Annotated in this window: 11 protein-coding genes and 1 riboswitch; of the genes, 6 read left to right on the top strand and 5 right to left on the bottom strand. The window is 45.5% G+C overall.

What is annotated here, in order from left to right; genetic code table 11:
- Window positions 1-216: 216 nt before the first annotated feature.
- Window positions 217-1,434 (top strand): formaldehyde dehydrogenase, glutathione-independent, encoded by a 1,218-nt coding sequence (fdhA, locus tag ABDZ72_RS00435; protein ID WP_343750432.1) that lies wholly within the window; start codon window positions 217-219, stop codon window positions 1,432-1,434.
- Between the two features lie 101 nt (window positions 1,435-1,535).
- Here the strand turns inward: fdhA and ABDZ72_RS00440 are convergent, their stop codons facing one another.
- The gene (locus ABDZ72_RS00440) at window positions 1,536-3,371 is read right to left on the bottom strand and encodes a YhgE/Pip domain-containing protein (protein WP_343750433.1); all 1,836 of its coding nucleotides are present in this window, start codon (window positions 3,369-3,371) and stop codon (window positions 1,536-1,538) included.
- Window positions 3,372-3,375: 4 nt separating this feature from the next.
- On the bottom strand, window positions 3,376-5,424 hold the full coding sequence (locus ABDZ72_RS00445; RefSeq protein WP_343750434.1) for an efflux RND transporter permease subunit: 2,049 nt from the start codon (window positions 5,422-5,424) through the stop codon (window positions 3,376-3,378).
- A gap of 159 nt (window positions 5,425-5,583) precedes the next feature.
- On the opposite strand from ABDZ72_RS00445, the gene ABDZ72_RS00450 reads away from it, so the two are divergent.
- Both ABDZ72_RS00450 and ABDZ72_RS00455 read left to right on the top strand, forming a co-directional pair.
- Window positions 5,584-6,126 carry a TetR/AcrR family transcriptional regulator gene (locus ABDZ72_RS00450; RefSeq protein WP_343750436.1) on the top strand — a complete coding sequence of 181 codons (543 nt, stop codon included), beginning with the start codon at window positions 5,584-5,586 and terminating at the stop codon, window positions 6,124-6,126.
- 90 nt (window positions 6,127-6,216) lie between these two features.
- Complete coding sequence (locus ABDZ72_RS00455; protein ID WP_343750437.1) at window positions 6,217-7,149, top strand: NADP-dependent oxidoreductase; 933 nt, start codon at window positions 6,217-6,219, stop codon at window positions 7,147-7,149.
- A gap of 78 nt (window positions 7,150-7,227) precedes the next feature.
- Here the strand turns inward: ABDZ72_RS00455 and ABDZ72_RS00460 are convergent, their stop codons facing one another.
- Together ABDZ72_RS00460 and ABDZ72_RS00465 are read right to left on the bottom strand one after the other, a co-directional pair.
- Window positions 7,228-7,533, bottom strand: coding sequence for a hypothetical protein (locus tag ABDZ72_RS00460; protein WP_343750438.1), 306 nt, complete (start codon window positions 7,531-7,533; stop codon window positions 7,228-7,230).
- A 440-nt stretch (window positions 7,534-7,973) separates the two neighbouring features.
- On the bottom strand, window positions 7,974-8,882 hold the full coding sequence (locus ABDZ72_RS00465) for a glycine betaine ABC transporter substrate-binding protein (protein ID WP_343750439.1): 909 nt from the start codon (window positions 8,880-8,882) through the stop codon (window positions 7,974-7,976).
- A gap of 236 nt (window positions 8,883-9,118) precedes the next feature.
- Between ABDZ72_RS00465 and panB the strand changes: the two genes are divergently transcribed.
- The 3 genes from panB to panD are packed head-to-tail and all read left to right on the top strand — an operon-like array spanning window position 9,119 to window position 11,225.
- Window positions 9,119-9,952: a 3-methyl-2-oxobutanoate hydroxymethyltransferase gene (panB, locus tag ABDZ72_RS00470; protein WP_343750440.1), complete on the top strand. Its 834-nt coding sequence runs from the start codon at window positions 9,119-9,121 to the stop codon at window positions 9,950-9,952.
- Between the two features lie 16 nt (window positions 9,953-9,968).
- Window positions 9,969-10,841 (top strand): pantoate--beta-alanine ligase, encoded by an 873-nt coding sequence (gene panC, locus ABDZ72_RS00475; protein ID WP_343750441.1) that lies wholly within the window; start codon window positions 9,969-9,971, stop codon window positions 10,839-10,841.
- 12 nt (window positions 10,842-10,853) lie between these two features.
- Window positions 10,854-11,225, top strand: coding sequence for an aspartate 1-decarboxylase (panD, locus tag ABDZ72_RS00480; protein WP_343750442.1), 372 nt, complete (start codon window positions 10,854-10,856; stop codon window positions 11,223-11,225).
- A gap of 287 nt (window positions 11,226-11,512) precedes the next feature.
- Here panD and metK read toward each other — a convergent pair whose 3' ends face one another.
- The gene (gene metK / locus ABDZ72_RS00485) at window positions 11,513-12,718 is read right to left on the bottom strand and encodes a methionine adenosyltransferase (RefSeq protein ID WP_343750443.1); all 1,206 of its coding nucleotides are present in this window, start codon (window positions 12,716-12,718) and stop codon (window positions 11,513-11,515) included.
- Window positions 12,719-12,843: 125 nt separating this feature from the next.
- Window positions 12,844-12,950: riboswitch (SAM riboswitch) on the bottom strand.
- Window positions 12,951-13,145 lie beyond the last annotated feature (195 nt).

The raw sequence follows: 13,145 nt of genomic DNA on the forward strand, positions 1-13,145 counted from the left end.
TATCACGCAATCGGCAGACTGAAAAATAGAAACAACCAGTGCATTGGTTTTCATCAGCCATTTTTTCAGTGCTCAATCAGATGGTTTAAAGACACCATAAATCTAATTTTTTACAATATTTAGTTTTATAACTCTAAAAACGGGAATAGGATGAGTAAGGTGAATGGTAAATAGTTACCTATTGGTTTATTTCATTATCTCAAGGAGGTATTTTTAATGGCTGATAATCGTGGTGTCGTATACTTAGGAAATGGTGAAGTCGATGTTCAGGATATTTCATACCCGGATTTGGTTTTGCGCGATGGCCCCGGTGTCCCCAAAGAAAATGTCGGACGCAAGTGTGAGCACGGGGTCATTATTAAGAACATCGTCACCAATATTTGCGGCAGCGACCAGCACATGGTCCGGGGCCGTACGACAGCGCCGGAGGGAATGGTGCTTGGCCATGAAATCACCGGCGAAATCGTTGAAGTCGGTCGTGACGTGGAATTTTTAAAGAAAGGCGATATCGTCTCCGTCCCATTCAACGTGGCATGCGGCCGCTGTAAAATGTGCCGTCGTCAGGATACGCATATCTGCCTGAATGTGAACCCTGCGCGTCCGGGCGGTGCATACGGCTATGTCGACATGGGAGGCTGGGTCGGCGGCCAGTCCGAATATGTCATGGTGCCCTATGCCGACTTTCAATTATTGAAATTCCCGGACAAAGATCAAGCCATGGATAAGATTCTGGACCTTACGATGTTATCCGATATTTTCCCAACCGGGTATCACGGAGCCGTGAATGCCGGCGTTACAACAGGATCGACGGTTTATGTAGCCGGAGCAGGGCCGGTTGGTCTGGCGGCTGCTCATTCGGCGCAGTTGCTCGGAGCGGCTGTTGTTATCGTCGGTGATTTGAAAGAAGAACGGTTGAAACAGGCACGTAGCTTCGGCTGTGAAACGATTAATCTGCAGGATCATGATGATGTTGGCGAGCAAATCGAACAAATTCTTGGTGTTCCTGAAGTGGACTGCGGCATTGATGCGGTTGGGTTTGAAGCGTACGGACACGGGACAAACCACGAGGATGCCCCGGCAGCGGTATTGAACACGATGATGGACGTCGTTGAAGCCGGTGGTAAATACGGCATGCCCGGTCTGTATGTCACCGATGACCCCGGTGCCAAAGACAAAGACTCGCAGCAGGGATCGTTGAAAGTGCGCTTCGGCTTGGGCTGGTCCAAAGCTCACAGCATCACGACGGGACAGACACCGGCCATGAAGTACCATCGTCAGTTAATGAACGCCATTTTGAATGAGAAAGCGGATATTGCCAATGTCGTAAATGCCACTGTTATTTCGCTGGATGAAGCACCACAAGGGTATAAGGAATTTGACGACGGCGCTGCTAAAAAATTCGTCATTGACCCGCATGGCACATTAAGCAAATAACGGTAATCAGTCAAAATAGTTGTTGCTTCTGATATAACATGAAAAACCCAGCCTGCATTCGTTTCCGAGAGGCTGGGTTTCATGTTTGGAAACAGCCGGTTTTATTGAAAAAGGTTTTTCAGCCGCTCCCAAAATCCGTTGTTTTCCTTATCGTCCTCGACGTTATCCGATGTATCGTCATCTTCTTTTTTAATTGGTTCGGTCTGCAGAACAAACTGCACGACGTCCACGTTTTTATTTTGATCCGAGACATATGATTTCGGCTCAAAGTCCGATGCATCGTACCCCTCCATCATGTCGTCCACTTCTGATTGCATCTCACTGGGCAAGTCGCTCGTCTCTTTCTGCAGCTCCTGGGTACCGTTTTTCAGGTCACTGGCGCCACTATCCAGCGCAGAAGCCCCTTGTTCAAGGTCGCCAATACCGGCATGAATGTCCTGATACGTTGACGTCAAGCGGCCGAGGCCATCGGTATAGTCCACCAGTCCGCTATGGAAGGTTTGATATTGACTGCTGAGTGACGATAACCCTTCCTGCAGCTCCTTCAATCCGTCCATTTGATCCATGTTTTTCAGATTTTTGTCAAGTTCGGATGCCTTATTGTCAGCTTTATCAGCCATGCTCCGCAAATGACCGGCTGTTTTTCCCAGTGTGGAGGAAACGGAATCAAATACGTCTCGAGACGCTTGATATATCCCTTTCGCTTGACGGGCGGCCTTATAGGTTTCGGAAAGTTTTTTGATGACAGCTTTTCCGTTCTGATCTTCCGTGTTTTGAAGCAGGGCTTTAATTTGATTGTCTTTTATGTCGTAATCCGGTATCCCTTGTATAGCCTCATTCAATTGACCATAAGCCTTGCTGTAACTTTCTTTTAGCGTATCCAATCCATCAGCAGCTCCGCGCAAACCTTTTGCCAGATCGCGAAGCCCGCCAGGCAATGTTTTAAGATCACTCAAGTCCGGGGTACCGGTATTTTTTTGCATAGACTGGTTCATTTGCTTCAAGGCATCACGAATATCAGCGGATCCGGTCACAAGCTCACTGGACTGTTGATCAAGACTGTTAATACTATTCAAAAATTCCTTTGATCCATTGTTCACATCAGCAGCGCCTGTACGCAGATCGGAAATACGGTCGTTCAAATCGCCGACCCCCTGGTTAATATCCCGAATCGAATGCGATAATGACCGAATGTCGCTCGTCATATCACCTAAATTCGGATTTTCAATCGGCATGGAAGCCGGCGTAGCGGAAATACTCACCGGATCCATTTCAAAATCCGTGACATTAGCTGATACAATAAACATTTTTTCCTTTTCCGGCATGGCGGTAAACGTCACTTGGGTATCCTTTCCCGACGTGGCTTTCGTTCCATCCGGTGCCTGAATATGATCAAATGTTTCCGGCCCCAGTGTCATCGTTAGTTGCAGCATGTAGTTGTTAAAAAACGCAGGATCCGCCTTGTCATTACCGGACGTGTGAATCCGCATTTCCAGCTCCCCGCTTTTACCGGCTAACTGATCCGGCGCTACTTCTTCTCCGTCCAACACGTAGGTGATAGCAATGTTCCATGGAAGCGGGCGTTTGTTCAAGTCTCCCTGATAATAAAATTCGTCCCCTTCCGCTTGAAAACGGATGGTATTCCCCGATTGGTCGATCGTTTTTAAATTGCTTAAATTGCGCACATCGGTATAGTTCCCATGGTCGACGATGTCACCGGGTTTGGTGATGTGAAACGTGTTGACGACATACATATCCTGCAATGTACCGGTAGCACCCAGATTGCCATAAATCGTTTCATCTTTTTCGGAATAGGCACCGTCCTGCGTCTGCGCGCTTCCATCGTTGTCCGCCTTTTCAGCCAACACAGCCCATGAAGGCGATCCCAGTATAAGCACGGCACTCATTAAGGCGATAACTAATTTATTCGGCTGCATAGCATCACGTCCCTTTATAAAATTTGGATTTCCACGTCGTTTTGTCAATGATTCGGTCAAATATAAGCAGTAATGCCGGCAAAAAGAGCACAACCAGCAGGAATGCCAATAACGCTCCCCGTCCGAGCAAAAGCCCAATGGACGACACGATCGGATCGGTCGATGTTGTCCATAAAATAAAGCCGACACTGGACAGAATGGATGCCGATACACCAATCGAGAAAATCTTTTCATCAACCGTTTTCTTAATGGCATCAAATGCGGGCATGGCTTTTCGATTTTCCGTATAAGCTTCCGTCAGCAAAATCGCGTAGTCCACAGTTGCCGCAAGTTGCACCGTGCTAATAATCAGGTAGCCGATATAGACAAGCGGTGAATCGGTGAAATACGGCACGGACAAATTGATCCATACAGCCGATTGAATCGTCAACAGCAATACAATCGGTATCGAAATCGACCGGAACGTCATTAGTAGAACGATCGCAATGGTGATAACCGTCAGTGCATTGACCACGGTGTTGTCCTGCTCGACAATATGTTTCATATCATACAAGGTGACACTTTTTCCAAGCGCATAATAATCGTTACCATAATAATCCGCCGCTGTCTCCCTGACGTTTTCCACCAAAGAAAAGGCTGTTTCCCCTTCTGTCTCGGTTGTTGTATTTAAAACAATCCGGCTGTAATTGTCTGAGAAAAACTGCTCTTTCGCCGATTCATCGAGGTAGCCCGTCGGTATGCCCGCTCCGACGTTACTGACATAGGAAACAGTGCTTTTAACGTTCGCAAAATCATCAAGCTCCTGAACAAGCTCATCTTCCCGCGCGAGATCCCCTTTTGGCACGAGCAGAACGATGGGTGTAAACTTACCGAACGTATCATTAATCGTGGCAGCATCGCTTCCAGCCCGGGTTGACTCCGGATGATCCCCCATTCCGTAAAGAAAATTGGTCTCACTTTGCGCCAAAAATGCTGGCACGATTAAAAGCAGAACAACGATAAGCGCCGGGATGCGTAATTTGATGAGATTCTTCCCGACACGTGGAATGCTCGGCAGCAATGGCTTATGCTCCGTTTTATCAATCCATTTATACAACATAAGCGTCAGTGCCGGCAGAAAAATCATGACACTGATAAAGCTGAGCAAAATGCCTTTTACCAGATTCAAGCCTAAATCAGCACCAATTTCAAAATCCATAAAGGTGAGCGCAGTGAATCCGAAGAACGTCGTTGAAGCACTGGCAGCAATCGCCGGAAACGAACGCTTCATCGCCTTTTTCATCGCTTCAGCTGGGCTGGTGACCTCCTGACGGTAATCGGCAAAACTATGGAGAAGAAAAATGGCGTAATCGAGCGACACAGCAAGCTGCAAAATCGGTGCAACTGCTTGCGTGATAAAGGAAATTTCTCCAATAAAAATGTTCGTCCCCAGGTTGATCAGGACTGAAACTCCGATCGCTGTTAGGAAAAAAAGTGGCTCAGCCCACGATGTCGTCGAAAGAAACAAAATCAGAATGACGACAGGCACCAAAATCGCTGCAGCGAATCCTGCCTCTTTACCCGTTTTCTTTTGCGACAAAGCAGTATCCAGGGCATCCCCGGACAACGCACCTTCGTCACCAATTAAATCGTAGACGGCATCGGTCGTTTTCACTTCCTCACCATCCGCAATTTCAAACGAAAACAACGCTTTGTTGTTTTTATAGTACGATTCAACGGTATCCTGATCCGCTGTTTCAATCGGTGTTGTTATATCCATGGCGTCATCCAGCCACGTGACGTTTGAAACACCATCAATTTCATTCAATTTTTTCTTAAATGACAGAGCTTGCTGGATAGTGACGTCCGGCATCATGACGCGTGCATTGGCCACACTGCCGTCAAATTCTTCATCCATCACATCCTTGGCCTCGATGGACGGGGCATCCTCCGGCAAATAGTCCACCATGTCATGATTGACCGATACAGCAAACTGCACCAACGAACTGACCAACGCTAATATGGTAAAGATAATAACAATGGCTTTTTTGTGTTTTAAAATACGTTCCGTCATATCGATCGGTGTACATCCTCTCTTGATTCATCGAACACGATAACAGTATAATAGACACTGTGTTGGATTTACAACAGACAGTCCGATAATTTGCGTACAAAAAGCAACACATAATGCAAATGCGTTGTTAAATCGCCAATATGAAAGTGTGACGATTTGATGAACAAAAAAATCGACCGCCGAAAACAATATACCCGCATGGTTTTAAAGGACAGTTTAATCTTATTATTAAAATCTAAACCCATTTCATCCATCACAGTTAAAGAAATTTGCGAACGAGCGGATATTAACCGGTCCACGTTTTATGCCCATTATAACGATCAACTGGATTTGCTGGAGCAAATAGAGGAAGAACTCATTGCAGACTTGAACACGTATTTGCATCAGTATAATTTCAACCGGGATGACGAATCACTGCAAATGACGGAGAAACTGTTGGAGTACATCGCCTCCAAGTACGACGTCTGCCAAACACTCCTGAACGAAAACGGCGACCTTTCATTTGAACGACGTGTCATGGATGTTGCCCGTCAATTTCTGATCAAAAACTGGAGCGAAAACAAGACTATGGATGCAGAATATGCGAGCACCTTTATTATCGGGGGAAGCATCTACGTTATCAAACATTGGCTGGCCAATAACATGGACCAATCACCAAAACACATTGCCCGGCTGATTACCAGCGTCGATATAAACGACTGAAACGGCAACGACTGCACGGTATATGCATATATTTTCCTTAAAATGGGTATAGAAATGATGGTAAGTGACTACAAAAAAGGAGCGTGCATCATGAAAGCAATTGTGATTGATCAATACGGAGAAGCCGACGAATTAGTAGAAAGAGACATGCCTGAACCGGCCATCAGCGATCATCAGGTGCTGGTGGAGCAGCATGCCACCTCCATTAATCCGATTGATTGGAAAGTGCGGGCAGGCTATATGAAAGAAATGCTGACATTTGACTTCCCTTTGATCCTCGGCTGGGACGCAGCGGGAGTCGTTCGCGATGTCGGAGCAAATGTGACTCAGTTTCAGACCGGTGATGCCGTATTTGCGAGACCGGCGAATGAAAATGGCACATATGCGGAGTATGCGGCTGTTGACGAGCAAAAACTTGCTGCCATACCGGATGGCGTATCTTTTCAAGAGGCGGCAGCCGTTCCGCTCGCAGGATTAACGGCCTGGCAATGTCTGGTGGATTTCGCCGCCATTCAATCCGGTGAGAAAGTTCTCATTCACGCCGGTTCCGGAGGGGTCGGCAGTTTTGGAATACAAATTGCCAAAAGCTTTGGCGCCTATGTCATCTCAACCGCAAGCGGGAAAAATGAAGCGCTTTTAAACGAATTGGGCGTTGATGAATTCATTAATTATGAAACGACCGATTTTGCTGATGGTATTCAAGATGCGGATATCGTACTTGATACACTCGGCGGCGATATCCTCGACAAAAGCCATGACGTCCTAAAAGCCGGCGGACGCCTTGTTTCGATTGCCGGACAACCCGATCAGGACCGGGCGGAAGCCAACCAGCTGAAAGCCGACTCGCTTTGGCTCAATCCAAATGGAAACCAATTAGCCGAATTGGGAAAATTAATGGAAAAAGGCCAAATAAAGCCGGTGATCGGGCACACATTCCCACTGACACAAGACGGGTTGCGTGATGCGCATCGGTTGAGCGAAACCCATCATGCCAAAGGAAAAATTGTTATCACAACAAAATAGTGTGGACCAACCACAGCCGCGATCCCGTTGTTTTGGACGCGGCTGTGATAAAAAAAGCAGCCTTTTTGACTGCCTTAGCTATTCCTGCCCGATGGTCTGCTTCATCCAATGAATGTCCTTTTCATTTTTCCAGATTCTATTCGCCAGCAGATCGACACTTCCCTGTACCTTATCTATTTTTTCATCCATTCGATCAAACCGATTATCTATCGCCTCAAATCGTTTGTCTACCTGTTCAAAACGTCTATCTATCGCTTCGAACCGTTTCTCTACCTGTTCAAACCGTCTGTCTATCGCTTCAAAACGTTTATTGACTGATTCAAACCCATTATTCATCTGTTCCTGCAATTCCTTAATGGCCTGCATGATTTGATGATCACTCATATAGTCACCTCCTCTTTCCTTCTGACTAACGACTTAAGTAACAAATCTATTATAATAGATTGAATCGTTAACGTCTATATAAGTGTGAAAGGTAAGTAACGTTTGTATTGGTAATTAAGGGGCTGGGACAAGACTGGGCAAATCGCTTCTAAATACGAACGATATATTTAAGGTGTGGCCATCGCTGCGGAAAAATACTTCGCTTTCCGGGGGCGGCTGATGAGCCTCCTCGTGCTCGTCGCACTCCGGGGTCTCATCTAGGGCCTTTGCTCCCCCAGGAGTCTGCGTATTTTTCCTCCGCTAATTGAGGCAAAACTCTTTAATAAACGAAAATCCGAACTGATTCAGATTGTTTAGAAATGATAGTTCGGATTTTTCTTTGACTAAATGTCCTTTGTCCCAGACTCTTATTTGACAGGAAATCTATTTCCTTGTTTAAACTATTTTTCCAACCATTTATTAACCTTATCCTGATGATCGTTCACCCAGTTTTCAGCTAATTCTTCAGGATCTTTGTCTTCTGAATTAATGCCTACTTGCCATTTCTCCACCATATCCAATGTCAATTTCATATTGGAAAACAATGTATAGGCTGTCGGTGACTGATCTTGTAAATCGTCTGTAACGCCAATTTGAACATCATCCAATTTCCAAGCGTTTTTAGGATCCTCTAAAAATTTGATATCCAATCTGGTGAACATCGGGTGAGGACGCCAGGCATTAAAAACAACGCCACCTTTGTCATCCATCACACTTTCAACTTGGGCAAGCATCGCGGCGGTACTGCTGTTTTTAATTTCAAAATCCTGCATATCATAGGTTTCGACCATTTTCTTAGTGGTTTTTGCCATCCCGCTCCCCGGGTCAATGGCATACACTTCCCCATTAAATGTTTCCTTATGTTTTTTCACATCAGAAATCGAGTTGATATCGTCCATATAGCTTGGAACAGCTACACCAAGTGGCATTTCTGAATAAAGTGTACCTGCGATTTCGAATTCACCTTTATATTCTTTTAAGTAGGAACTATGCAGATTGGGGGACCAAATATCAATAAAGGCATCAATCCCCTCATTGGACAAAGCTTCATACAGTATACCAACCTGGCCTTCCTCAATCTCAACATCGTACCCTTCCTGTTCCAAAATGACTTTAGAAAGATAGGCTGGAACCGTCGCATAATCGTACGGATCCAATCCGATTGATATGGTTTTTTGTTCGTTTTCACTCTGATTTTCCTGATTGTCCTTACTTCCCTGCTGTTCCCCGTTGCATGCAGACAACACGAACATAAGTGTCACACTTAACAAAACGACTTTTGTTGCAATCATTGCAGATTTAATAATCATTCCCGCTTTCTTAATTTTTAAGTGCTGTCAATAAATGGTGCACGCACCCCCCCATGTTTTTTAATCGCACTTTCCATTTATAATAACACAATTTTGCAACTTATAAGAAGATATGGATATCCAATTTTCAATTACGTCATTTCCTTCCTATATACATTTTTGTCTCTTTTTTGTATAATGAGCACTAATATAATAGAACGGTTTCTGAATTGTACGAAAAAGGAAGGGGTTTTACCATGCTAAGTGTACTGGATTTAAAAACGATGAAAGAAAACAACGAAAAACTATCCATGGTGACGGCTTATGACTACCCTTCTGCCAAACAGGCGGAACAAGCCGAAATGGATATGATCCTCGTTGGTGACTCAGTGGGTATGGTTGTCCTCGGTTACGAGTCAACCGTCGAAGTCACGATGGACGATATGATTCACCACGCAAAAGCCGTCAAACGCGGAGCTCCAAATACGTTCACTGCGGTTGATATGCCGTTTATGTCGTACCATATTTCACTGGAGGATTCCCTTCGCAATGCGAAACGGTTATTTCAGGAAACGAACGCACAATGTTTGAAAATCGAAGGCAATTCCGCGGAAACGCCGCTTTTCATTCAGCGCCTGGCCGAAGCCGGAATTCCGGTGATCGCCCATTTGGGGTTAACACCTCAGACGGTTAATGTGCTCGGTGGATTTAAAGTTCAGGGAAAAAATAAAGACGCAGGGGAAAAACTGCTTAATGACGCTAAAACAATGGCGGACTGTGGCGCTGCTGCGCTTGTATTGGAGTGTGTTCCAAAAGAGTTGGCAGAAATGGTGACCAATGCCATCAGTATCCCAACCATCGGAATTGGTGCTGGTTCCGATTGCGATGGACAAGTGCTTGTCTATCACGATATATTGAAATATGGTGTTGACCGTCTTCCTAAATTTGTTAAATCGTTTGCAGATTTTAATGACACGGGCACTGAGGCGTTACAATCATACATATCAGAGGTGAAACAGAAAAACTTTCCGGATGATGCTCATTCCTTCTTAATGAAACACAACGATTCATTGCCTGATAACGGCAAATAAACGGGAGGGAAAAGATATGCAGGTGATTCGCTCGATTCAAGACATGCGACAATTAATGACCGATTATAACGATCAAAAAAAGCAGATCGGCTTTGTTCCCACGATGGGGTTTTTGCACGAAGGACATTTAAATCTGATGCGTGAAGCGCGTCAAGAAGACGATATCGTCGTCGCCAGTATTTTCATTAATCCATTACAGTTTGGGCCCAATGAAGACTATGAGCGTTATCCGACAGATGAACAAACGGATGCATGTCTTGCGGAAGAAGCAGGCGTTGATGTGCTGTTCATTCCAACCGCTGCTGAGATGTATCCCAAACCGACGCTCATTCAACTGGGAATTCATGAGCGAACCGACGTTTTATGCGGGCGTTCACGTCCCGGCCATTTTGAAGGCGTACTGACCGTTTTAACGAAACTATTTCACATCATCCATCCGCATAAAGTGTATTTCGGTTTAAAAGATGCCCAACAATTGGCTGTGGTCGATGCATTAATCAATGATTTAAATTTTCCTATTGAGTTGGTCGGGCTGCCAACCGTTCGGGAAGCAGACGGACTGGCCAAAAGCAGCCGCAATGTTAATTTGACCGAACAGGAACGGCGTGAGGCACCCTGGCTTTACAAAGGATTGCACTATGGGCAGCGACTCATCCGAGGCGGCGAACGCGATCCGGATCAGGTTGTTCGTGACGTGACCGAAACCTTGCAGCAGCATCTGTCGGGAACCATTGATTATGTTGAATTGCTCGGTTATCCGTCGCTACAACCTGTGTCATCCATGCATAAGCGGATCATTCTTGCTGCTGCCGTTTACTTTGACAAGGCCAGATTAATTGACAATATCCTTCTCGATGAAAAGGGAGACATCATCACCCGATACGACTAGGAGGCAGGCGAGATGTTTCGTACGATGATGAAAAGTAAAATACACCAAGCACGCGTCACAGAGGCGGATCTAAACTATGTCGGAAGTGTAACAATTGACCAGGACATCCTGGATCAACTTGACATGCTCCCACACGAAAAAGTGCAAATCGTCAATAACCATAATGGTGCCCGTTTGGAAACCTATATCATTTCCGGTGAACGAGGGTCGGGCGTCATTTGTCTCAACGGGGCCGCAGCACGGCTCGTACAAAAAGACGATATCATTATTATCATTTCCTACGCGCTCGTTTCAAGTGATGAATTAAAAAGCTATAAGCCCCTTGTCGCCTTTATGAATGACAATAATGAGATTATGGAACTAGTGGAGCAGGAATCGCCATAAACAACGTAGCATACCATACGATTTTATTTAACAATACGTTATCTTTTTCGTGATTTCTGAAATCACTCTGAAAAATAAGAGATGAGCCCGTTTTGGCTCTTTACTGGACTACGTATTTTTCCTTTGCTGTTTGGAGGCAAAAACCGATGATATGATAAAAAGAAAAATCCGGACTGATTCAAAGTTTAAAAGAAACGTTCTAAATCATCATTCGGATTTTTCTCTCACTCTATGCATTATCCCAGCTGCTTCGTCTTCAAGCGTGGTTGATTGCCTTTGAAACCACGCTATTTTTTTACTTTGACGAGCGCTTGCAATTCGTCGACTTTGTCGGCTTTTTCCCACGGGAATAACATGTCCGTTCGTCCGAAATGACCGTATGCGGCTGTGTTTTTGAACATGGGCTTGCGCAAATCAAGCATGCGGGTGATGCCTGCCGGACGAAGATCAAATACGCTGCGAATGGCATCTACAAGGGGGCCCTCATCCACCATACCGGTACCGAATGTATCCACCGAAATCGATACGGGCTCGGCAACACCGATTGCATACGCCAGTTGCACCTCGCACGATTGTGCCAGACCAGCAGCGACAATATTTTTGGCAACATATCTTGCTGCGTATGCGGCCGAGCGATCCACTTTCGTCGAATCTTTGCCACTGAAAGCACCGCCGCCATGACGTGCGTAACCACCATACGTATCGACGATAATTTTTCGTCCAGTGAGGCCGGCATCGCCTTGCGGACCACCGATAACGAAACGACCGGTTGGGTTGATGATGTAATACGTCTTCTCATCCAGTAAATGAGCCGGGACAATCGGGCGAATAACTTGGTCAATCAAATCCGATTCAATCCGTTCGACTGATATGTCCTCGTGATGCTGGGCGGAAATGACGATGGTATCGATCCGTTCCGGTTTGCCATCGTCTGCATATTCAACGGTCACCTGCGTTTTTCCATCGGGACGCAAGTAGTCCAAACTATGTTCTTCGCGGGCATTGGTCAGCTGTTTGGCGAGTTTGTGCGCCAGTGAAATGGATAACGGCATTAATTCTTCTGTTTCATCACAGGCATAACCAAACATGAGCCCTTGGTCGCCGGCACCAATGGCGTCGATTTCCTCATCACTCATGTTTCCTTCGCGAGCTTCCAGGGCGTTATCAATACCACCGGCAATATCGGGTGACTGCTCATCAATGGCTGTGAGCACGGCGCATGTATCAGCATCAAGGCCGAATTTGGCACGTGTGTAACCTATATCTTTAATGGTCTGACGTACAATGGTGGGAATATCGGCATACGTTGTTGTCGTAATTTCGCCGGTAACCAGTACCATTCCTGTCGTAACCATGGTTTCACAGGCGACCCGGGCATTGGGGTCTTTGGCAAGTATTTCATCCAGTATGGCATCGGATATTTGATCACTCATTTTATCCGGATGGCCTTCTGTCACCGATTCCGATGTGAATAATCGACGTTTCATACCCATGCGGGCTTGTCCTCCCTTACAACGTGGTGCGCAACTCTATATGGTTCACGTTTATGATACGGTTTTTGATTGACTTAAACAAAAAAACCTTTCCTGCATCATGAGGAAAGGAATGAAGCCTTTCACTCTTATCATTCAAGGATTCAACCTTGTACCAGATTAGCACCTTTTCACCTATTGTGACGGTTGCCGGGTTTCATCGGGGCTGTCCCTCCACCGCTCCAAATAAGAGAGTATCCGCTCGACGTTTATCGTACCGAATTCCCTATGCGATGTCAACCAATCCTGCTTGCTTTCAACATGAACACTGACAAAAAATTTTCATATAAATATTGTAAAATTAGTATGGACTATTAAGTGAAATGTGTTATACTAATAATCAGATTACGTTGGTGATTGGTTTTCAATATCATGTTAAAAGGCAGGT

This window comes from Lentibacillus halophilus (assembly GCF_039522485.1).
GTDB lineage: Bacteria > Bacillota > Bacilli > Bacillales > Amphibacillaceae > Lentibacillus > Lentibacillus halophilus.